The 23123-nt window shown below is 66.8% G+C and carries 16 protein-coding genes; 11 read left to right on the forward strand and 5 right to left on the reverse strand.

The window, feature by feature from the left end:
• Both VER16_RS17450 and VER16_RS17455 read left to right on the forward strand, forming a co-directional pair.
• Positions 1–897, forward strand: an 897-nt coding sequence (locus VER16_RS17450) for a hemolysin (protein WP_324810173.1), incomplete at its 5' end; no start/stop codon positions are given.
• 18 nt (positions 898–915) lie between these two features.
• A complete protein-coding gene (locus tag VER16_RS17455; protein WP_324810175.1) occupies positions 916–1491 on the forward strand; it encodes a hypothetical protein in 576 nt (191 codons plus the stop codon).
• A 21-nt stretch (positions 1492–1512) separates the two neighbouring features.
• On the opposite strand, the gene clpB is transcribed toward VER16_RS17455, so the two are convergent.
• Positions 1513–4098: an ATP-dependent chaperone ClpB gene (gene clpB / locus VER16_RS17460; protein ID WP_324810178.1), complete on the reverse strand. Its 2586-nt coding sequence runs from the start codon at positions 4096–4098 to the stop codon at positions 1513–1515.
• Positions 4099–4327: 229 nt separating this feature from the next.
• Between clpB and VER16_RS17465 the strand changes: the two genes are divergently transcribed.
• The 4 genes from VER16_RS17465 to VER16_RS17480 all read left to right on the forward strand — a co-directional run bounded on the left by VER16_RS17465 (position 4328) and on the right by VER16_RS17480 (position 9831).
• Positions 4328–4843: a sigma-70 family RNA polymerase sigma factor gene (locus VER16_RS17465; protein ID WP_324810180.1), complete on the forward strand. Its 516-nt coding sequence runs from the start codon at positions 4328–4330 to the stop codon at positions 4841–4843.
• A gap of 32 nt (positions 4844–4875) precedes the next feature.
• On the forward strand, positions 4876–5826 hold the full coding sequence (locus VER16_RS17470; RefSeq protein WP_324810182.1) for a FecR family protein: 951 nt from the start codon (positions 4876–4878) through the stop codon (positions 5824–5826).
• A 78-nt stretch (positions 5827–5904) separates the two neighbouring features.
• On the forward strand, positions 5905–8676 hold the full coding sequence (locus tag VER16_RS17475) for a TonB-dependent receptor (RefSeq protein ID WP_324810184.1): 2772 nt from the start codon (positions 5905–5907) through the stop codon (positions 8674–8676).
• A 27-nt stretch (positions 8677–8703) separates the two neighbouring features.
• Positions 8704–9831: a cytochrome-c peroxidase gene (locus VER16_RS17480; protein ID WP_324810185.1), complete on the forward strand. Its 1128-nt coding sequence runs from the start codon at positions 8704–8706 to the stop codon at positions 9829–9831.
• Positions 9832–9837: 6 nt separating this feature from the next.
• On the opposite strand, the gene VER16_RS17485 is transcribed toward VER16_RS17480, so the two are convergent.
• Positions 9838–10662, reverse strand: a complete 825-nt coding sequence (locus VER16_RS17485) for a DUF3014 domain-containing protein (RefSeq protein WP_324810188.1) — start codon at positions 10660–10662, stop codon at positions 9838–9840.
• Between the two features lie 164 nt (positions 10663–10826).
• Here VER16_RS17485 and VER16_RS17490 point away from each other — a divergent pair, with 164 nt between their 5' ends.
• Positions 10827–11537, forward strand: coding sequence for a glutathione S-transferase (locus tag VER16_RS17490; RefSeq protein ID WP_324810190.1), 711 nt, complete (start codon positions 10827–10829; stop codon positions 11535–11537).
• 26 nt (positions 11538–11563) lie between these two features.
• Here VER16_RS17490 and VER16_RS17495 read toward each other — a convergent pair whose 3' ends face one another.
• The 3 genes from VER16_RS17495 to VER16_RS17505 form a co-directional block, all read right to left on the reverse strand.
• Positions 11564–13171, reverse strand: a complete 1608-nt coding sequence (locus VER16_RS17495) for a hypothetical protein (protein WP_324810192.1) — start codon at positions 13169–13171, stop codon at positions 11564–11566.
• A 615-nt stretch (positions 13172–13786) separates the two neighbouring features.
• On the reverse strand, positions 13787–15505 hold the full coding sequence (locus VER16_RS17500; RefSeq protein WP_324810195.1) for a thiamine pyrophosphate-dependent enzyme: 1719 nt from the start codon (positions 15503–15505) through the stop codon (positions 13787–13789).
• 135 nt (positions 15506–15640) lie between these two features.
• Positions 15641–16117, reverse strand: a complete 477-nt coding sequence (locus VER16_RS17505) for a DUF3574 domain-containing protein (RefSeq protein WP_324810196.1) — start codon at positions 16115–16117, stop codon at positions 15641–15643.
• A 244-nt stretch (positions 16118–16361) separates the two neighbouring features.
• Between VER16_RS17505 and VER16_RS17510 the strand changes: the two genes are divergently transcribed.
• The 4 genes from VER16_RS17510 (at position 16362) to otsA (ending at position 22908) form a co-directional block, all read left to right on the forward strand.
• Positions 16362–18794 (forward strand): TonB-dependent receptor, encoded by a 2433-nt coding sequence (locus VER16_RS17510; protein ID WP_324810197.1) that lies wholly within the window; start codon positions 16362–16364, stop codon positions 18792–18794.
• A gap of 173 nt (positions 18795–18967) precedes the next feature.
• Positions 18968–19726, forward strand: coding sequence for a trehalose-phosphatase (gene otsB / locus VER16_RS17515; protein WP_324810199.1), 759 nt, complete (start codon positions 18968–18970; stop codon positions 19724–19726).
• A 39-nt stretch (positions 19727–19765) separates the two neighbouring features.
• Positions 19766–21547, forward strand: coding sequence for a glycoside hydrolase family 15 protein (locus VER16_RS17520; RefSeq protein ID WP_324810200.1), 1782 nt, complete (start codon positions 19766–19768; stop codon positions 21545–21547).
• Entirely contained in the window at positions 21544–22908 is a 1365-nt protein-coding gene (gene otsA / locus VER16_RS17525; RefSeq protein ID WP_324810202.1) for an alpha,alpha-trehalose-phosphate synthase (UDP-forming), read from the forward strand. Before VER16_RS17520 ends, otsA begins: the two co-directional genes overlap by 4 nt.
• The last annotated feature ends 215 nt before the right edge of the window (positions 22909–23123 follow it).

Raw genomic sequence — 23123 nt, forward strand, 5'->3', positions numbered from 1 at the left:
TCCGTCACCGGCCATTCGCTGGGCGGTGCGTTGGCGCAGGTCACCGCGCATCATTACAACCTGCCCGGCGAAGCCTTCAATCCTTATGGCGCCAACAGCCTGGGCTACCGCATTCCAGCAGGCCAGCCCAGCAACGCTGCACCTTTCACCAATCATGTGATGGCCGGCGACTTTGTCAGTGCGGGCGGCAAGCATTACGGCAGTGTCGAGATGTATGCGCTGCCCAGCGAACTGAAGACGCTGCGCAATTTCGAATTCGCTTCCCGCCTGGTTGGTGGAGCGGCCGCCGAGACTGTCAGGCCGCTGGCAGCTGCCGCTCTGTCCGATTCGCACCGGATGAAGCACTTTGTCGATCGCGTCGAGAATGGCGTCGAGATCAGGTCTGTGCTGGATGACCCTTCGGCGCGCATCACTGATCCCGACGACCAGCGCCGCGTGGATGCCTACCGCACCAGCATCCACCAGGTGCGTGCCACCGCCACGGTGGTTTCCCGTGGGCCACCGGGCCTGGCCATGGATGCCATCGATGCCATCCGCGGTCCGGATGAACCCGGTGCCTACGCCGAGCGCCAGGCGGAGGCAGCAAGGCTTGCCGCGCATCCGTTCAATCCAGCCGAGCAACGCAATGCGCCGGGTTCCCACGGCGGACCGCTACGCGAGCAGCCAGAGTTCCAGACGGCCTCCCCCTTGGGCCAGCGCTTGAACGACCTGCTCAACGCAGACCCCGACCGCTTCAAGGTCCTCAACCAGCAGATGTCCACGCTCCACGCCGGCCAGGCCCTGGACCAGCAGGCGCGCGCACAGGCAGACGCCGAAGACCGCGCACGCGGGCACAGTCACGACCAGGCCGCCCAGGCTGCACGACAGGAACAGGCAACATCGGCCATGGGCCGTTGACCCGACGGAGACACCCTCATGGATGAACGCGAACTGGAAGATCTGATCAGCAGGACCGCCCTGCTGATGGAGCGCTACCAACGGATCTGCACCGAACTGGGCCAGCAGCAGTCACAGCTCTCGGCCGCATTGAACGGGCTGGCACAGTCACTTCCCGAGCAGTTCCGCGCCAGCGCCGATGCTGCCGTCGCCGGTCTGAGCCGGGAGAGCACGCAGGTGGTCAAGCAGGCATTGCTTGCGCCGGTGGGCGCTTACGAGCAGCAACTGGCGGCATCGGCCGACAAGGTCGGGCGCAGCAGCGATGCCCTGGCTGCCGAAGTGAAGCGACTGCAGATGGCATCACGCGGCGTGCTGTGGAAAAGCATCACCGTGGCTGTGGTCTCGGTGGCGATCCTGCTGGGGGGCGCCACCTGGCTGGGCGCACGCTACACCTCTGAAATCGAGCGCAGCCAGATCGAAACGCAGCTGCTGCGCGCCTACAACCGCGCCGATGTGGTGCTGTGCGGGAAGGAACAGCTGTGTGCCAACGTCGACACCCGCGGCAAGGGGCTCGGCGAGGACGGACGCTACCGACAGATTCGTCCCCGCCCGTAGACGGGGACGAACGCTGCCGGGTCAGGCCTTGGCAAACACCAGATGGCCGCCGTCGTTGCCGACTTCGATGGTATCGCCGTTGACGAAGGCCCCCGAGAGGATCTTCTGCGCCAACGGATTTTCCAGCTGCGCCTGGATCGCACGCTTCAACGGACGCGCGCCGTACACCGGATCGAAGCCGACATTGCCGAGCAGATCGAATGCGGCATCGGACACCACCAGCTTCAGCCCCCGCTCGGCCAGGCGCTTCTCCAGCCCACGCATCTGGATGCGCGCGATCTGCTTGATCTGCTGCTTGTCCAGCGGGTGGAACACCACGATGTCGTCCAGGCGGTTGATGAATTCCGGGCGGAAGTGCGCCTGCACCACGCCCATCACCGCCGCCTTCATCTGCGTATAGGCCTCCGGGCTGTCATCGCTGCCCATGTCCTGGATCTGGTGCGAACCCAGATTGGAGGTCATCACGATGACGGTGTTGCGGAAGTCCACGGTACGGCCCTGGCCATCGGTCAGGCGGCCATCGTCCAGCACCTGCAGCAGGATGTTGAATACATCGGTGTGCGCCTTCTCCACCTCGTCCAGCAGGATCAGCGAATACGGGCGACGGCGCACGGCCTCGGTCAGGTAGCCCCCTTCCTCGTAGCCCACGTAGCCCGGGGGCGCACCGATCAGGCGGGCGACGCTGTGCTTCTCCATGAACTCGCTCATGTCGATGCGGATCATCGCGTCGGCGCTGTCGAACAGGAACTCGGCCAGCGACTTGCACAGCTCGGTCTTGCCCACGCCGGTCGGGCCGAGGAACAGGAACGAGCCGCCCGGACGGTTCGGATCGGACAGGCCGGCACGCGAACGACGCACCGCATCGGACACGACCTTGATCGCTTCCTCCTGGCCGACCACGCGGTTGTGCAGCACTTCTTCCATGCGCAGCAGCTTGTCGCGCTCGCCTTCCAGCATCTTGTTGACCGGAATGCCGGTCCAGCGTGAGACGACCTCGGCGATTTCCTCGTCGGTGACCTTGTCCTGCACCAGCTTGAAGTCGTTGGCATCCAGTTCCTGCGCCGCGGCCAACTGCTTTTCCAGCTGCGGCAGCAGGCCGTACTGGATCTCACTCATGCGGGCGAAATCCTGGCGGCGCTGCGCGGCTTCCAGGTCCAGCTTGGCCTGCTCCACCTGTTCCTTGATCTTCGTGGCACCCTGAAGGGCGGCCTTCTCCGACTTCCAGACTTCATTGAGGTCGGAGAACTCGCGCTCCAGGCCCTCGATGTCATTTTCCAGATCGGCCAGGCGCTGCCGCGAGGCATCGTCCTTTTCCTTCTTCAGCATCTCGCGCTGGATCTTCAGCTGGATCACCCGGCGTTCCAGGCGGTCCAGCTCTTCCGGCTTGGAATCGATCTCCATGCGCAGGCGCGAAGCGGCCTCGTCCATCAGATCGATGGCCTTGTCCGGCAGCTGGCGGTCGGTGATGTAGCGGTTGGACAGCGTGGCGGCGGCAACGATGGCCGGATCGGTGATTTCCACGCCATGGTGCACCGCGTACTTTTCCTTCAGGCCACGCAGGATGGCGATGGTGTCCTCCACCGACGGCTCGCCCACGAACACCTTCTGGAAACGACGCTCCAGCGCGGCATCCTTTTCGATGTACTTGCGGTACTCATCCAGCGTGGTGGCACCCACGCAGTGCAGCTCGCCACGGGCCAGCGCCGGCTTGAGCATGTTGCCCGCATCCATCGCGCCATCGGCCTTGCCCGCACCCACCATGGTGTGCAGCTCGTCGATGAACAGGATGATCTGCCCTTCGCTCTTGGCCAGGTCGTTGAGCACGCCCTTCAGGCGCTCCTCGAACTCACCGCGGAACTTGGCACCGGCAATCAGCGCGCCCATGTCCAGCGACAGCACGCGCTTGCCGCGCAGGCCTTCGGGCACTTCGTCGTTGATGATGCGCTGGGCCAGGCCCTCGACAATGGCGGTCTTGCCCACGCCGGGTTCGCCGATCAGCACCGGGTTGTTCTTGGTGCGGCGTTGCAGGACCTGGATGGTGCGACGGATTTCCTCATCGCGGCCAATCACCGGGTCGAGCTTGCCGCTCTCGGCGCGCGCGGTCAGGTCGATGGTGTACTTCTCCAGCGCCTGCCGCTGTTCTTCGGCGTTTTCCGACTGCACGTTCTCGCCGCCACGCAGCGTGTCGATGGCGGCCTGCAGGCGCGCCTTGTCGGCGCCGGCGGCGCGCAGCGCCATGCCCAGCGTGCCGCTGTCTTCCAGTGCGGCCAGCACGAACCACTCGCTGGCGATGAAGGCATCGCCGTTCTGCTGGGCCAGCTTGTCGGTGTGGTTGAGCAGGCGCCCGAGGTCATTGCCCATCGACACGTTGCCGGCCTGGCCGGACACCTTCGGCAGTGCATCCAGCGCCTCGGTCAGGCGCTCGCGCAGCACCGGCACGTTGACGCCGGCCTGGGCCAGCAACGGGCGCGTGCTGCCGCCCTGCTGGTCCAGCAGCGCGCTGAACAGGTGAGCAGGTTCGATGATGCTGTTGTCGCGGCCCACGGCCAGCGACTGCGCGTCGGCCAGCGCCTGCTGGAAACGCGAGGTGAGCTTGTCCATCCGCATTGCGAATCCTCATCGGTCATCTAGTGCCGGCCCGCGCCGGCGATGCAGGGAAGATGCGGTTGCCCCACCCGGTTTCAAGGGTGGCTGCGACTGCACCGCTGGGTCGGTCAGCCAGTGGCAAGCATGCGCCTGCGGCCGTGGGTGCCACGTTGATCCTGCGCAAACGGCGCTGGCACTGGCATGCCAGACGCGTCAATGCCATACTTGCGAATCATTCTCATTTCGATCCATGCGCTACCGCGCCTTCCGCATGCACGCACATCACGAGCAACTCGGCACGCTGTACCGCGACCACCATCGGTGGCTGCAGGGCTGGCTGAGCGGCCGTGTGGGCAACCGGGATGTTGCCGACGACCTTACCCAGGACACCTTCGCGCGCCTGCTGCAGGGCCGCGATCTGGCCGCGCTGCGCGAGCCGCGCGCGTTCCTGACCACGGTGGCACGTGGCCTGGCCGCCAACTGGTTCCGCCGCCAGGCACTGGAACGGGCCTACCTGGAGTACCTGGCGCAGTTCCCCGAACCGGTGCTGCCCTCGCTGGAGGAACAGGCGCTGGTGCGCGAAGCACTTCAGCAGATCGACGCCATGCTCGACGGCCTGCCGGCGATGGCGCGCCGCGTTTTCCTGCTGGCGCAGTTCGATGGCCTGCGCTACGAGGCCATCAGCGAACAGCTGGGGCTGTCTCTGTCCACGGTGAAGCGGCACATGAAGCGCGCCCTGATGGGCTGCCTGGCGCACGCCTGCTGAACATGGGCGCCGAGGCCGCAGGCGAACGCACGTTGTCGCCCCGTGTACTGGAACAGGCTGCCGACTGGCTGATGCGCCTGCACGACGATGGCAGCGCCGTTCAGCGCGCGCAGTGGCAGCGCTGGCACGATGCCGACCCCGACCATGCGCGGGCCTGGCAACGCGCCGAGCGTCTGTTGGCGCTGAGTGGCCAGGTGCCGCCCGCGCTGGCCCACGACGCGCTGCAGCGCCCTGCATCGCCAGGGCGCCGTGTCGTGCTGCGCAGCATTGCCGCACTGCTGGTCGCCCCCCTGGGAGGCTGGCTGGCCTGGCGCCTGTACGACGATGCCGCCTGGAACGCCAGCCTGCGGACCGCCGTGGGCGAACGCCGCCGCCACGTGCTGGACGATGGCAGTGTGCTGCAGCTGGACACCGGCACGGCCGTGGATATCGCCTTTGATGGCCAGCAGCGCCTGCTGCGGCTGCGTCGTGGCCAGGTGCTGGTGGAAACGGCAGCCGACCCGCAGCAGCCTGCCCGCCCCTTCGTCCTGGCCAGCCCCGCCGGGCGCATGCGTGCGCTGGGTACCCGCTTCAACGTGCACCACGCAGCAGCCAGCACCGCGCTGGCCGTGCTGGAAGGGGCCGTGCAGGTCACGTTGGCCGCACAGGGCCAGCAGCGCATCATCAACGCCGGCAGCCAGGTCCGCTTCAGCGCCGATGCCTTCGAGGCTGTACAGCCCGTCACACCGGCCATCGATGCCTGGGGCACCGGCATGCTGGTGGTCGATGCGCAGCCGCTGCGCCGTGTACTGGAACAGCTCGGGCGCTATCAGTCCGGCTGGCTGGGCTGTGACGATGCGATCGCCACGCAGCCGGTGTCCGGCGCTTTCCCCGTGGATGATCCGGCCCGCAGCGTGGCGATGCTGGCCACCGTCCATCACCTGCAGGTGCAGCACGGCCCGGCCGGGCTGTGGACGCGCCTGCGCCCCGCGACCCCACGTTGATCGCCTGCGCCCGCTGCGGTGACACTTTTTCCGCAGTTGGGTGGCAGAGGTAGTGAATCCTTCCCTCGCGTGCCTTTCATGCCTTCCATCACCCGTACCTTCCGGCTCAGCCTGCTGGCCGCCGCCCTGGCCGCCACTCCCGCCTTCGCCCAGGATGCCCCGCTGCAGGCAGTCGCCCCCACCGAGCAGGCCGAAAGCCCGCTGGGTCTGGCCCTGAGCACCTTTGCCGCGCAGCGCGGCGTCGCCCTGTCGTTCGATCCTGCACTGGCCGCCGGGCGCACCGCGCCGGCGCTGTCAGGCACCTTCAGTACCGAACAGGGCTTTGCCCGCCTGCTGGCCGGTACCGGGCTGCGCCTGCAGCCACTGCCCGATGGCAGCTACACCCTGGCAGCGGCCGAGGCGCGCCCTGCCGACAGCACGCGCCGCACCCAGCCCCTGCGCGTGGGCGGTGACGGCCGGGCCTTCCGCTTCGCCGAAGGCATGCAGCTGGACGAGGACTACATCCACGCCCAGGTCGCAGGCAACCGCGATATCGGCCGCCTGCTGCTGACCAATCCGGCCGCGCGCTTCGACAACACCCAGATGAGCAACTTCACGCCCGGCAACATCAGCCCGGCCAACGTCAGCATCAACGGCGCGCCGTTCTACCAGAACGCGTTCACCGTCGATGGCATGAACATCAACAACGACATCGACCCGGCTGGCGACAGTTCGCCGTACCGGCTGTACGCAGCGCCGGGCAGCAGCCAGGCGCTGGCGCTGGACACCGACCTGCTCGAGCGCCTGGCCGTGCTGGACAGCAACATTCCTGCCCGCTACGGCGGCTTCAACGGCGGTGTCATCCAGGCAGAACTGCGCCGACCCAGTGATGAGTTCTCCGGCAAGTTCGGCTACACGACTTCGCGCTCGGCATGGACCCAGTACCACATCGCCGACAGCCTGAAGGAGGACTATGAAAACGCGTCGTCCTGGGGCGATGGCCAGCCTGAATTCAAGAAGGAAACCTGGAATGCCACCCTGGAAGGCAGGGTCAGCGACTCGGTGGCACTGCTGGGCAACTTCACCCGCACCCGATCAACCATCCCGACCTACTTCTACTCCTCGCACCTGGTGGACACCTATGGGACCGACAAGCAGACGCAGCGCCAGCAGAACGACCAGGCCACGCTGAAGGCGGTCTGGGACGTCAATGACCGCCTGACGGTTGACGCAACGCTGATCCATGCGCCATCGGAAAACAAGCTGTTCCGCTCCAACATCCGTGGCGCGGGCATCAACATCGAGGGCGGCGGCACCTTCGCCAACACCCGCGCCACCTGGCTGACCGACTGGGGCAAGGTGGAACAGCGCCTGAGCTGGAGCCGCAGCGAACAGAGCCGCGATGCCGAGAGCGATGACTACTACACCTGGCAACGCTCGGAGACCAAGGACTGGGGCACCACCGCGCTCACCCTGGAAGGCGAATTCGGCGATGTGGAGCAGACCCAGCGCCGCCTGATGTACAACCTGGACGCCAGCACCGACCTCATTGAATGGGCCGGCGGCGTGCACACCTTCACCAGCGGCCTGGCGATCACCCGCGACGGCTACGACTACCGCCGCCTGAGTGAGAGCAGCACCTACACCACACCGGTACGCACCAGCACCTGCACGACCTCGGCCGGGGTGCTGGCCGATGCCTGCGACATCGGCCTGACCACCTCCGGCTGGCCCGGCCAGTACCTCAGCCGCCGCACCCGCTACGCCGCCGGCCAGATCGGCTTCGACGTGGAGAACTATGCCGCCTACATCGACGACACGATGCAGTACGGCAACGTGGCCATCCGCCCCGGCATCCGCATCGAACGTGACAGCTACATGGGCCAGACCACGGTGTCGCCGCGCCTTGCGATGAACTGGGCACCGCGCGAAGGTACCTTGCTGACCGCCGGCGCCAACCGCTACTACGGCCGCAGCATGGCCATCTGGAAGCTGCGCGACGGCATGAACCTGCTGCGCTACAACAGTGAGCGCCGCACCAGCCTGGACAGCGGCTGGACCGTGGGCACCCAGCCAGGCAACGATACCTACTTCGACCTGCACCGGATCGGCTACCAGGACGAACTGATGCTGGCCTGGGACCAGCAATGGGGGAACCTGCACTCGCTGCTGAAGGTGGTCAACCGCAAGGCTTACGACCAGCCGATCAATGTCAGCGGCCGCAATGCAGGCACCACGCCGGATGACACCGACCTGACCAGCAGTTACCGCACGTGGGTCAGCAACGGTCGCGGCGAATCCACCAACTACACCCTGACCATCGATGCCCGCGAACCGTGGGTGCTGGGCGCGACCAGTACCCAGCTGCACTTTTCGGCCAGCTGGATGGACGTGAAGCGTGCCGTGCCCACCTACGAGGACGAGTCGGACCTGTTCTACCTCAATCCGATGATCCGCTACGACGGCCGCTACCTGCGCTACCAGGAAAGGCCTGCCGACAACTACACGCAGCCGTGGACGACGGCACTCACGGCGATCACCCGGATCGAACCGCTGAACCTGCAGCTGACCAACCAGCTGCGTTACAGCGCCGGCTACAGGCGCATCTACGACACCGGCCTCAACGAGATCTACAACGGTGAGTCGATCGACGTGTGGGAGGAGACGAGCTTCGCACCGAGAATCACCTGGGACATGCGGGTGCATTGGGAACAGGATCTGGGAAGCAAGGGTGGCACGGTCTACACCAACCTGGACATCACCAACGTGCTCGACCGCAGCAACATCAACGGGGTGTCCTCGTCGGTGGGCAATGCCCTGTACTACGACATCGGCCGCCAGTTCTCGCTGGAAGTGGGCTACCGGTTCTGAGTGCCTGACCGTGGCTGACGCCCGACGATGAAGCGGCTGCACCCACTGCGCCTGGCCTTGCCCGTCGCCGCCCTGTTGCTGGGCGGCGCGGGCATGCCTGCGCCCGCACAGGACACGCCCTGCCCCAAGGTGCTGCCCGCACGCCCGGACGCGGCCTGCCTGCGCGCACTCTACAGCAGCCCCGCTGCGCGCTGGCCCGCGCCGGAGATCGAGTCCGGCGTAGCCTGGCAGGAGCTGGCGCCGCTGCCAGCACCGGTCGATCCCGCAGGCAACCCCTCCACGCCAGCCAAGGTCGCACTGGGGCGTCGGCTGTTCTTCGATCCGGTCCTGTCGAAATCGCGGCAGTTGGCCTGTGCCAGCTGCCACGACCCGGACCTGGGCTGGGCCGATGGCCGCCGGGTGTCGTTCGGCCACGACCGCCAGTCCGGGCGCCGCAACGCGCCCAGCGTGGCCACCAGCGCGCACGTGGCACCACTGTTCTGGGATGGACGCGCGGCCACGTTGGAAGCGCAGGCATTGCATCCCATCGCCGATCCCATCGAAATGGGCTTCAGTACCCAAGGCGCCCTGCGTCGCCTGCGCCGCGATGCGTCCTATCGCCGTGAGTTCAACGAGGTGTTCGCCCAACCGCGCATCGATGCGGCCCAACTGGGCCAGGCCATCGCCGCCTTCGAGCGCAGCCTGTCACCGCGCAGCAGCCGCTTCGATCGCTTCCTGCGCGGCAATGCGCGCGCGCTGGACGATGCCCAGCTGCGCGGTCTGCATCTGTTCCGCACGCAGGCCGGCTGCATGAACTGCCACAACGGGCCCGCGCTGACCGACAACGGCTTCCACAACCTGGGGCTGCACTTCCATGGTCGCCCGCGCCAGGATCTGGGCCGCTATGAGGTCACCGGTGATCCGGCCGACAGCGGCCGCTTCCGCACGCCCTCGCTGCGCGGCGTGGCAAACACCGCGCCATACATGCACAACGGCCTGATCCCGCGCCTGTCCGGCGTGCTGGCGTTCTACAACGTGGGTGGCGGGCGGCCGCGTGCACCGGCCTCGCTGCCAGCGGATGCGCCGCCCCTCCCGCTGCCTGATCCGCTGCTGCGGCCGCGCGGCCTCAGCCGCCAGGATCTGCAGGACATCGAAGCCTTCCTGCAGAGCCTGTAGCCGCCATCAGCCGCGCGTGATCGCCGCGCGGATCGCACGCAGCTGCTGCTTCACCGCGCGCTCCTGCGTGGCATCCATGCGCAGCAGCGCCTTCTGCCCCACCGAGCGCGACTGCAGATCCGGATCGGCAAAGCGATAGCGGCCACGCTCATCACGCACCACGGCCAGCGGTCGCGCCGGTTCCGGGGTTTCCAGCAGATGATCGATCATCGCCACCAGGCGGTCGTTGAAGTAGCCCTGCGGCCGCCCCAGGTCGACGTAGGCCTGCTGGATGAGCGGGTAGAAGCGCTTGTACGCGGTGCCCGCTGCGGCGGGATCGAGCGCGGTGAACGCCTGTACGTAGGGCGCATAGCGCGCCGCGTTGCCTGCGGCGATCTGCTCGCCGTTGTCGCCGGCTTCCACCTGCAGGCTGCCGGGCAGCGGCCGCGTGGCCAGCGCAGACGGCGGCACGCTGGTCTTGTCCAGGTTGTCCACGTGGGTGACCAGGCGCTGGATCAGGTGGTCACGCAGCAGCAGGGCCAGTCCACTTTCGCCATTGAACAGGCCACTCAGTGCGGTCCATGCGGCGGTATCGCTGTCTTCCATTTTCGGCAGCGCGGGATCAGCTGCAGCGTCGGTATCCAGCGGATGCTGGATGGCCGGTGTCGACGACGCGGGTTCAGCGGTGGGCGCTGCAGGTGGCACTGCCGTCGAAGGTGCGGCCGCCTGGGTGGGTACCTCCACGCGGTCGGCCAGACCCTGCCACTGATCGCGGAACAACCACGCGCCCGCACCACCTACCACCACTACGCCCAGTACCCAGGGCCACACTGCCTTTCCATTCTTCTGCATGATGCAGTACCTCGTTTTTCACGTGCACGACCTGAGTATGACCCGCTTCACCGCAGGCGGTTCCTCTGCTGTTTGGCCTGCGTTGTGCTTGGCATGAACGCGATGCTCACGCCTGCTTTGCGTGCAACGCGCGAGGCTGATGGCACTTCTTCGCGGAGAGGGACATGCACTACGCGCTGTATTACTGGACCGGCATCCAGGGCCGTGGCGAGTTCGTGCGGCTGGCACTGGAAGATGCCGGCGCGGAATACGTGGACATGGCACGCGTCCACGGCGATGCGGTGATGGAGCCGTTCCTTCAGGGCCAGGCCGAGGGCGGCCAACCCTTCGCACCACCGTTCCTGGAAGCCGGGCGCCAGGTGATCGCGCAGGTCGCGGCGATCCTGGATTTCCTCGGCCCCACGCTGGATCTGGTGCCGCAGGCCGCTTCGCGACGGGTGCAGGCCCTGCAGCTGCAGTTGACCATCGCCGACCTGGTCGCCGAAGTGCACGACACCCATCATCCGATTGCCGCATCGAAGTACTACGAGGAGCAGAAGGCCGAGGCCAAGGCGCGGGCCACGGCGATGCGCAGCGAGCGCCTGCCGAAGTTTCTCGGCTATTTCGAACAGGTGATCAAAGCCAATGGTGGCCGCCACCCGCTGCGCGGGCATTCCTATGTGGATCTCTCGCTGTTCCAGCTGCTGAGCGGGCTGGATTACATGTTCCCGAAGCGGATGCAGGCCCTGTCGCCCACCCTGCCCCTCCTGCGGGCGCTGCAGGAGCGGGTAGCGAAGCGGCCGAACATCGCCGCGTACCTGGCCTCGGAGCGGCGGCTGGCGTTCAACGAGAACGGCATCTTCCGCCATTACCCCGAGCTGGATGGGGACACCTGACGCCGGGCCATGCCCGGCGTCCCCCGTCAATGTCCGGCGTCAGCCAACGGCTTCACCGGCTGCTTCTGCAGCGACAGCAGCCCCAGCAGCACGGCCAGCGCCACGTAGGCCCCGGCGAACTGCCAGCTGATGATGCGCGCCAGGCCCTGCAGATCCCACGGCAGGTAGATGCCACCGCGCGGGTCGACCGAATGGATCAGGCCGAACAGTGTCAGACCGGCGGCCACCAGAAGGAAACCGCAGGCACGGCGCAGACGGCCATCAACCATCGCCGACACCGTGGCGATCCACAGCATGGAGGTGATGATGAAACCGTTGCCCAACGCAAAGATCACCGCCAGCTCCGGCAGGCCATGGCCGTCGACGTGGGTCAGCAGCGCGCCCATCTGATCGGCGGGAATCCAGCCCGGCGCCTTGATCGCCAGCAGGTAGGCGGCCGATGGCAGGAAGCCCAGCACCATCGCACCGGCGTGCTGGCGCGGCGTCGCTTGGAACGCCTGGGTGGTGATGTCGATGGACACGTACACGATGATCGGCGCCAGCACCGCCAGCGGCAGCCACTGCACCAGCCCGGAAATGATGCCGAGCATGCCGCCGATGCCGACGAACAGACCGGTCAGCAGCGTGTAGCCGCTGCGTGCGCCCATGTGCTTGTACGCGGGCTGGCCGATGTACGGCGTGGTCTGGGCGACGCCGCCGCAGACACCGGCCACCAGCGTAGCCACCGCTTCCACCAGCAGGATGTCGCGGGTGCGGTAGTCATCACCGGCCGCACGCGCGCTCTCGGACACATTGATGCCACCGACCACCATCAGCAGGCCGAAGGGCAGCAGCAGCGGCAGGTAGGTCATCGCGGTCGGCAGGCCGTCGATGAAGCCCAGCGTGGGCAGCGGCAGCACCACCTGTGGCGGTACCCAGGCCGGAATGGCGAAGCCGGGCACACCGAGGCCAGCCAGGCCCAGTCCGTAATACAGCACGGTGCCGAACACGAAGGCCAGCAGCACACCCGGCCCGCGCACCGGCAGCTTGCCCTTGGCAATCAGCACGTACAGCAGCAGGCCCAGCGTGGTGAAGCCCACCAGCGGCGAACGCAGGGTTTCCAGCAACGGCAGCAGACCCATCAGCACCAGCGCGATGCCGGCGATGGAGCCCAGCAGTGCCGCACGCGGCAGCGCACGGGTCACCGCTTCGCCGAAGAAGGACAGGATCAGCTTCAGCACGCCCATGATGACCAGCGCGGCCATGCCCAGCTGCCAGGTGGCGATGGCCGCCGCATGCGGGTCCATGCCCTGCTGCTTGAAGGCGACGAAGGCCGGGCCGAGCACCAGCAGGGCCATGCCGATGCTGGTCGGCGCGTCCAGGCCCAGCGGCATGGCGGTGACATCATCGCGGCCGGTGCGCGCGGCCAGGCGGCGCGCCATCAGGGTGTAGAGCAGGTTGCCGACCAGCACGCCGAAGGCGGTGCCGGGGAACATGCGGCCAAACACCACGTCGGCGGGAAACTGGAACAGGCCGATGAGGGCCATCGCGATGAAGCCGAGGATGGAAAGATTGTCGACGACCAGGCCGAAGAAGCCATTGAAGTCGCCAGCGACGAACCAGCGGCGTGGTGCGGCGGGAGCGGGAGCGGACATGGAAGGGGCGGTGGGGGTGGGGACCGCCGATGGTAGGCCCAGCGGGGCCCGGGCGCCAATTCCGTGGTGGAATGATGGGTTCCAGCCAACGGCGGAGCCCCTCGTGGCATGGTCGCCAACTGCTGGGTATCGGAATGGTCCGGGCGGGTGGGTGTCACGGGGGACGCCGTAAACCCGTCCTTGGGGGCTTGGCCGCGGCATCCATGCCACGGACACCCCCGCGTCACCCACCCGCCCGGCCCCTGACAGTTTCCTGCGGGCGCCAGCCATGGAAGAGAATAAAAAGATCAAAGGCAAGAGCCGGTCGCTGCGCTCGGTCATCCACGCATGGCGTGGATGAATCTCGCAGATATCGAAATCACTCCGGGGTCGGACCCCGTTGCGCAGCAACGGGATCCGACCCCGTGCCGTTCCAACAGCTCGCGGCCAACTGTCGAAGGCGGGGTGGGTCCGGTTGCGGGGGCGTGAGCCGCATGGATGCGGCGACCGAGCCTACACGGACGTACTTGCGGCGTCCCCCGCAACCGGACCCACCCCGCCATCGCTCAGGAAACCAGCTTCTGCTTTGGCTCTGGCCTCTGCGGGTGCAGGGCGCAGCCCTGCATCGCCCTGCCCTCACTTCTTCAGGAAGTTGTCCACCAGCAGGTGCTTCACATCATCGAAGCGGCCATTCAACACCGCCTTGGCCGCATACAACGCCGTGCCCGCCACCTGCCTGGCCTCGATCTGCGGCGGCATCACCAGCTCCGCGCGGCTGGTATGCACGTCCAGCAACGCCGGGCCGCGCTGGGCCAGGAAGTCGAGCACCGCCTCCTCCAGGTCCTCGCTGCGGGTGACCGTGCGGCCATGGAAACCGATCACCTCGGCCAAGCGGCCAAAATCGGGATTCTTCAGGTCGGTGTAATTGTCCAGCAGACCTTCCACCTTCTGCTCCAGCTCGACGAAATTCAGCGAGCCGTTGTTGAACACCACCACCTTGATCGGCAGGTTTTCCTGCACCGCGGTGAGCAGGTCACCCAGCAGCATCGCCAGGCCACCATCGCCGGACAGGGAAATCACCTGGCGGCCGGGGAACGCTTTCTGCAGGCCCAGCGCCTGCGGCATCGCATTGGCCATCGTGCCGTGCAGCAGGCTGGTCAGGGTGCGGCGGCGGCCGTTGACCCGGATATGGCGCAGCACCCAGACCATTGGCGAGCCGCCATCGGCGGTGAACAGCGCATCGTCGCTGGCGTGCTTCGACAGCAGCGCGGTCAGGTGCTGCGGATGGATCAGCTCGCCTTCGCCGGGCTGTTCTTCCTGCTCGCGCGTCTGCAGCGCCTTGTCGCGATGGGTGATGCACTCGTCGAGGAAGGTGCTGTCTTCGCGCGGCGGCAGCATCGGCAGCAGCGCATCCAGGGTCGGTGCGATATCGCCGACCACGCCAAGGTTCACCGGGTGGCGGCGGCCCAGATGACTGCCGTCGCGGTCGACCTGGATGATCGTCGCCTTGTCCGGGTAGAACTGGCCCCAGGCAAAATCCGCGCCGAGCAGCAGCAGCGTGTCGCACGCCATCAAGGTGTGGAAGCCCGATTCGATGCCGAAGATGCCGGTCATGCCCATGTTGTAGGGGTTGTCCGGCTCGACGAAATCCTTGGCGCGCGAGGTATGCGCCACCGGCGCCTGCAGCCGCCGGGCAAGTTCCAGCAGCTGCGCATGTGCGCCCTGGCAGCCTGCACCGGCATAGATGCCGATGCGCTTGCCCTGGCCCAGCAGCTCGGCGATGCGCTGCAGCTCCGCATCGGAGGGTCGCAGCACCGGCTGGGCGTAATGCACCGAGAACGGCACGTCGTGCTTCACCTCGGCCTCGCTGATATCCGCCGGCAGGATGACCACCGCCACGCCGCGACGACTGATCGCGGCCTGGCAGGCCAGCGCCACCACCCGCCGCGCCTGCTCGGGGTTGTGCACCTGCTCGCAGAACACCGTGCAGCTGCCGTACACCGCCTTGAAATCCACTTCCTGCGGGAACTCCATGCCCAGTTCGCTGGTGACGATCTGGCTGGCGATCAGCACCATCGGCGCACGGTTGCGGTTGCTTTCGAAGATGCCGTTGATGAAGTGCAGGCCACCGGGCCCGCACGAACCTGCGCAGGCGGTCAGCTGCCCGCTCACCAGCGAATCGGCACCGGCGGCAAAGGCGGCCACCTCTTCGTGGCGCACGTGCACCCATTCGATGTCGCTGTGATGCATCGCATCGGTCACGTGGTTCAAGGTATCGCCCACGATGCCGTAACAGCGGCGGACACCCGCCTGCTGGAGGGTATCGATGACGATCTCTGCAACGCGCTTGCTCATGGGGCACAGCCGGTTCGGGGGAGAAACTCGAGGCTAGCCCCGGCAAAGTGACGCTCCCGCAAAAAAGGGGACGGAGAGGATTAAGTCGTTTATGCCACAGACGACTTAATCCCCTCCGTCCCCTTTTTCAGGAGGTCAGAACGATACGTCAACCGCCTGCCGCGACCACAGCACCGACTGGTGCTTGGTCTGCTGCTTCCACGCCAGGCGGATCGCTTCGATGTCTGCACGGCGCTGCGGGCTGTCTTCGTGCAGCACCACCAGCACCTTGGTGCGCAGGCGGTTGGGCGCAGCATCGCCACGGAACAGCCACTGGCCGTAGGCATCGAAGACCGTCAGGCCGTCGGGAAAGCGCGGCGTCACTTCCTTGTCCAGGAACGCGCGCCACTGCGCCTCGCTGATGGTGTCGGCCTGCGGACGGTCACCCGCGCCCTGCTCCTCGCCCACGCCGAAGTACAGCTCGCTGCGCACCCAGCCGGTGCCATTGGAGGGCCGCGCGGCATCGCCCTGCATCTCGGCGGTGGTGGCATAGGCGCTGGGCGCCTTCGAGGACAGGCTCGCGCAGCCACTGGTGGCCAGCAGCACGGCGAAGATCAGGCCAAGGTGTTTCATGGGAGACAGCACTCCGGGGAAGGGGAAAAAGCACGACGAAGGGGCACGGAGGGTACACCTGCGTTTCGGTTGCGGTTGCAACCAACTGTTCATGCCACAGGGGCATCAGCTGATGCGATCAGAAGCGGGGCTTGCGTCACACCCCCTCCTCACGCCAAGATAATATATCGCTTCATCCGGATGGATGTAAGTGAAACCATCTCTCCCCCCGCCCCTTCCCCACGTCGTAGTTGCTGGAGTCCGCATGTCCCCCCGCCTGTCCGCGTCGCCGCTCGGCCTCGCCATCGCGCTCGCCCTGTCCCCCGCCCTGGCTTCTGCCCAGGATGCGGCCACCAACCTGGACACGGTGATCGTCACCGGCACCCGCGCCGCCGACCGCACCGTGCTCGAATCCACCTCGCCGGTGGACGTGCTCACCGCCGAGGACATCCGCAAGGCCGGCGTGGTCAACGGCGAGCTGGGCAGTGCGCTGCAGGCCCTGCTGCCGTCGTTCAACTTCCCGCGCCAGTCCAACTCCGGCGGTGCCGACCATGTGCGTGCCGCGCAGCTGCGCGGCCTGTCGCCCGACCAGGTGCTGGTGCTGGTGAACGGCAAGCGCCGCCACCACACCGCGCTGGTGAACACCGACAGCAAGATCGGCAAGGGCACCACCCCGGTCGATTTCAACTCGATTCCGGTCAGCGCCATCAAGCGCATCGAAGTGCTGCGTGATGGCGCCGGCGCGCTGTACGGCTCCGATGCGGTGGCCGGCGTGATCAACGTGATCCTGGACAACGGCGGCGACGGCGGCGAGATCGAAGCCAGCTACGGTGCCAACCACACCGACCTCAAGCCGATCGGCCGCACCCTCACCGATGGCCAGACCGGCAACATCAGCGCCAAGGTCGGCACCTCGCTGGGCGAGGATGGCGGTTTCCTGCGCGTGGGCCTGGAATACAAGAAGCGCAACGGCACCAACCGCGCCGGCTACGACCTGATTCCGCCGTGGGACCAGACCGAGGCCAACCTGGCGCTGCAGGGCAAGCGCAACTACGTGCTCGGCGATGGCGCCAGCAAGGACATCAACCTGTGGCTGAACACCGAAATTCCGGTGGGAAAGACCGCTACGTTCTACGCCTTCGGCACCTTCAACCAGCGTGATACCGAAGGCGCGAACTACTTCCGCTACCCCGACAGCGACGCCAACTGGAAGGAGGTCTACCCGAACGGTTACCGCCCGATTTCCGAAGGCGAGAACCGCGACGTGCAGACCGTAGCCGGCGTGCGCGGCCAGTGGGGCGAATGGAGCTATGACGGCAGCGTGGATTACGGCCAGAACGACTTCACCTACCGCCTGCGCGATTCGCTCAACGCCTCGCTGGGCCCGACCAGCCCGACCCGCTTCAAGACCGCCGATTACCAGTACGCGCAGACCGTGGGCAACCTCGACCTGAGCCGCGTGTTTTCGCAGAGCGACAGCATCACCCACACCCTGGGCCTGGGTGCCGAAGTGCGTCACGAGCGCTATGAAACGCGCCCGGGTGACCCGGCCAGCTACGCGGCGGGCCCCTACACCGACCGCCCGACCGGCTCGCAGGCCGGTGGCGGCCTGACCCCGCAGGATGCGACCTCACTGGCCCGCGACGTGGCAAGTGCCTACGCCAGCCTGGCCAGCCAGTTCGGCGACCACTTCTCCACCGACCTGGCCGCGCGCTACGAGCACAGCGACGATTTCGGTGGCGAGCTGACCGGCAAGCTGGGCCTGCGCTACGAGTTCACCCCGGCCTTCGCCCTGCGCGGTGCCATCTCCAACAACTTCCGCGCACCGTCGCTGGCGCAGATCGGCTACGAATCCACGTCCACCGGCTACAACGCCGCTGGCCAGCTGGTGCAGGGCCGCCTGCTGTCGGTCAACAACCCGATCGCGCGCGGCCTGGGCGCGCAGGACCTGAAGCCGGAGAAGTCGTTGAACACCTCGCTGGGCTTCACCAGCCGCATCGGTGAGCACTTCGACCTGTCGCTGGACTTCTTCCAGATCGACATCGACGACCGCATCGCGCTGTCGGAAAGCATCACCGGCGATGCACTGACCGACTTCGTGGCTGCCAACTACGGCGTCACCGGCCTGCAGAGCGCCAGCTTCTTCGTCAACGCCGCCGACACCCGCACCCGCGGTGCCGAGCTGGTGACCAACTGGCGCCAGGCACTGGGCGATGGCCAGCTGCTGCTGACCGGCACCTATGCCTACACCAAGACCACGCTGAAGAACGTGCTGGCCACCCCGGCCCAGCTGCAGGCGCTGGATGCGGATTACGTGCTGTTCGGCATCGAAGAAACCAACACCCTGACTGACGCCACCCCGCGCAGCCGTGCCGGCTTCTCTGCCGCCTGGAGCAATGACCACTGGTCGCTGAGCAGCCGCGTGAACCGCTATGGCAGCGCCACCCGCGTGTTCAACTTCGGTGATGGCTACATCCCCCGCCAGACCTACCAGGCCGAATGGCAGCTGGATGCGGAAGTGGAATACCGCTTCAACACGCGGTGGAGCGTGGCCATCGGCGGGCAGAACCTGACGGACAACTACCCGGACAAGTCCAACGACGATATCTACTACTACGGCAACCTGCCGTACGACGTGCTGTCGCCGATCGGCAGCAACGGCGCGTATTACTACGGCCGCGTGCGTTATTCGTTCTGATCTGCAACCGGCCGGCCCATCCCCGTGATGGGCCGGCCTGGGTAGCGTCGACCGTTGGTCGACTGCTGGGAATCCCGCGCTGCGCGCGATAGTCGACCAGCGTTCGGCGCCCATCAGGAACTGTCGCCTCGCCTCGACCTGCCCTACACGCCAGCACTGGCATGCTGGTTGATATGGCTGAACCGCTCCCCCTGCGTCCGCCACCGCCATTGCTGGACGACGCCTGTGCGTTGTTCCTCGATGTCGACGGCACCCTCATAGAATTCGCTGCGCGCCCGGACGCCGTGCAGCTCCTGCCAGATGTGCGTGAGGCCATCGGCCGTATCAGCGACCGCCTCGAAGGCGCGGTCGCCCTCGTCAGTGGCCGCCCACTGGAACAGCTGGACCATCTGTTCGCCCCCCTGCAACTGCCGGCCGCCGGCCTGCACGGCCACGAACTGCGTGGCGAGGACGGGCGCGTGCTGCGTGAGGAACAGGACGATGACACCGCCGAATGGCTGCATGCCCTGCACCAGCAGGCCATGCGCTTCGCCCATGGTTACCCCGGCGTGCTGGTGGAGGAAAAAGGCGCTGGCCTGGCCCTGCACTGGCGCGGCGCACCGCATGCCGCCAACGAGGTCCGCACCTTCGCCGAACGCCATGCACGCGGCCGGCCAAGCTATCGGCTGCAACCCGGCGACCACGTGATTGAGTTCGTGCCCGTCGGCACCGACAAGGGCCGCGCCGTGCGCCGGCTGATGCAGTACCTGCCCTTCCGTGGCCGCCTGCCGGTGTTCCTTGGTGATGACCTCACCGATGAGTTCGGCTTCGAGGCCGCCAACGGACAGCATGGCTGGAGCGTGCTGATCGGCGAACGTGAACCCAGCGCGGCCGTGTTCGCGCTGCCCGACATACGCAGCGTGCACGCCTGGCTGCGTGAGAATGCGTATTGACCCGGCCACCCCACGGCCGCAACCGAGATGTACCGCGTGATGACCCAACCCGATCTTGATCTGGGCGTGGTCGGCAACGGCAGCTTCGGCGCCCTGGTCGACAAACATGCCCGCGTTGTCTGGAGCTGCCTGCCCACTTTCGACGGCGACCCCACCTTCTGCGCCCTACTCGGGCCCAACCAGCAGACCGGCGGCGACTTCGCCATCGAGCTGGAAGACTTCGCCCGCAGCGAACAGGAATACCTGACCAACACTGCGATCCTGCGCACCGTGCTGCATGACAGCCACGGCGGCTCGCTGGAAATCCTCGATTTCGCCCCGCGCTGGCGGCAGAACGACCGCTTCTACCGGCCGGTCAGCCTGATCCGCCAGGTACGCCCGCTCACCGGCAGCCCGCGCATCACTGTGCTGGCGCGGCCGCTGGCCGACTGGGGCGCACGCGTGCCCGAATCGACCTGGGGCAGCAACCACGTGCGCTGGATCCTGCCCGAGCACGTGCTGCGGCTGACCACCGACGTGCCCGTACGCATGGTGCGCGAAGGCCTGCCGTTCGTGCTCAACCACCCCGTCCACCTGATCCTGGGCGTGGATGAATCGCTCAACCGCTCCATCAGCGGCTACGTGCAGGAAGCCTTCCAGCGCACCGCCAATTACTGGCGCGAATGGGTGCGCTACCTGTCCATTCCGCTGGAGTGGCAGGACGCCGTCATCCGCAGCGCGATCACCCTGAAGCTGTGCCAGTACGAGGACAGCGGCGCGATCATCGCGGCGATGACCACCTCCATTCCCGAGGCACCCGGCAGCGTGCGCAACTGGGATTACCGCTACTGCTGGCTGCGTGATGCGGCGTTCGTGGTGCGTGCGCTGAACCGCCTTGGCGCCACCCGCACGATGGAACAGTTCCTCGGCTACATCTTCAACCTCGCCACCACCGATGGCACGTTGCAGCCGCTGTACGGCATCGGCTTCGAGGCCAAGCTGGACGAGGACGAAGTACCCACCCTGTCCGGCTACCGTGGCATGGGCCCGGTGCGCCGCGGCAATCTGGCCTGGGTACAGCGCCAGCACGATGTGTATGGCAGCGTGGTGCTGGCGTCCACCCAGCTGTTCTTCGACCGCCGCCTGCAGGACCCCGGCGACGCGCACACCTTCGCGCGGCTGGAGCCGCTGGGCGAGCAGGCCTTCGCCCTGCACGACGTCCCCGATGCCGGCCTGTGGGAGTTCCGCGGCCGCACCGAAGTCCACACCTACACCAGCGCAATGTGCTGGGCCGCCTGCGACCGACTGTGCAAGATCGCCGTGCGCCTCAAGCTCGACGACCGCGCGAACTACTGGCGCGAGCGTGCCGACACCATCCACGCACGCATCATGGACAAGGCGTGGAGCGAGGAACTCGGCCACTTCACCGATACCTTCGATGGCCACCGCCTGGATGCCTCGTTGCTGCTGCTGGCCGACATCGGCTTCATCGATGCAATGGACGCGCGCTTCATCGCCACCGTCGAAGCGATCGGGCGCGACCTCAAGCACGGCAATTCGCTGTACCGTTACGTGGCGCCGGATGATTTCGGCGAACCGGAAACCAGCTTCACCATCTGCACGTTCTGGTACATCGACGCACTGGCAGCGATCGGCCGCATGGATGAAGCGCGCGAGATGTTCGAGCTGCTGCTGAAGCAGCGCAACCACCTGGGCCTGCTCTCGGAGGATCTGGCCTTCGATGGTGGCGAAGCGTGGGGCAATTTCCCGCAGACCTATTCGCACGTCGGCCTGATCACCGCCGCCATGCGCCTGTCGCGTTCCTGGCAGGAGGCTTCGTGAGCCGTCTGGTCGTGGTCTCCAACCGGGTGGCCGTGCCCGGTGAAAGCCGCGCCGGCGGCCTGGCCGTCGGCCTGCTGGCCGCGCTGAAGGAGCGTGGTGGCCTGTGGTTCGGCTGGAGCGGCAAGAGCGCCAAGGATGCCAGCGGCACGCTGCACCAGCAGAAGGACGGTGACATCGAGTACGTCACCATGGACCTGGCCAAGCGCGATGTGGATGGCTACTACAACGGCTTTTCCAACCGCACGCTGTGGCCCCTGCTGCACTTCCGCCTGGATCTGGTCGACTACGACCGGGGCACCCGCGAGACCTACCACAAGGTCAATGCACTGTTCGCCGACAGGCTCGCGCCGCTGCTGCGCGAGGATGACATCGTCTGGATCCACGATTACCACCTGATCCCGCTGGGCGCGATGCTGCGCGAGCGCGGCATCGGCTGCCGCATCGGTTTCTTCCTGCATATCCCGATGCCGTCGGCCGACCTGCTGCAGGCCATGCCCGACCATCTGCGGCTGTTTTCCTCGCTGTACGCCTACGACCTGGTCGGCTTCCAGACCCAGCGCGACGCCGACCGCTTCCAGACCTACCTGCGCTTGTTCGGCGGCGGCCGCGTACTGGAAGACGGCCGCCTGGAGGCCCCGGGCGGACGCCGCTTCCGCGCCGCCGCCTTCCCGATCGGCATCGACACCGACCACATTGCCCGCCAGGCTGCGGCGGCCGCCAGCAAGCCCTCGGTGAAGGACCTGCGCAGCAGCCTGCGCAACCGCCAGTTGGCCATCGGCGTGGACCGGCTGGACTATTCCAAGGGTCTGCCCGAGCGCTTCCTCGGCTTCGAACGCTATCTGGAACGTCACCCCGACCAGCGCGGCTCGCTGACCTACCTGCAGATCGCCCCGGTCTCGCGTGGCGATGTCACCGAATACCGGCAGCTGCGCAGCCAACTGGAACAGATCGCCGGGCACATCAACGGCGGCCATGCCGAGCCGGACTGGACCCCGCTTCGCTACGTCAACCAGAACTTCACCCATGCCACGCTGACCGGCTTCTACCGCGCCGCCGCCGTAGGCCTGGTGACGCCGCTGCGCGATGGCATGAACCTGGTGGCCAAGGAGTACGTGGCCTCGCAGGACCCGGAAGATCCCGGCGTCCTGGTGCTGTCACTGCTGGCCGGCGCCGCCGACGAACTGAAGCAGGCGCTGCTGGTGAACCCGCACGACCTGGACGGCGTGGCCGATGCCATCGCCACCGCGGCAACGATGTCGCTGCGCCGGCGCCAGGAACGCTGGCACGCGATGATGGACCACCTGCGCACCTACGACATCAACCACTGGCGCCGCAGCTATCTGGAAGCGCTGGAAAGCTGACGTCCGGCGCTCCACGCGCGCATGTGCCTCCGACGCCGGGCGACTGCCCGGCGTTTTTTTTGTGCGCGTATGCCGGGTCTCGGCACCGGCCAGATTTGTCGCTTTCAGCACGAAGTGCTTTCGGATGAAACCGAATGTTCGCCGCATGTGGAAGACGCCATGAGATGTCGCAATTCGCACTCCACCTCGATCAAACGCGCTTCGCACAAGGCGGT

This window comes from Stenotrophomonas sp. (genome assembly GCF_035634915.1).
GTDB lineage: Bacteria > Pseudomonadota > Gammaproteobacteria > Xanthomonadales > Xanthomonadaceae > Stenotrophomonas.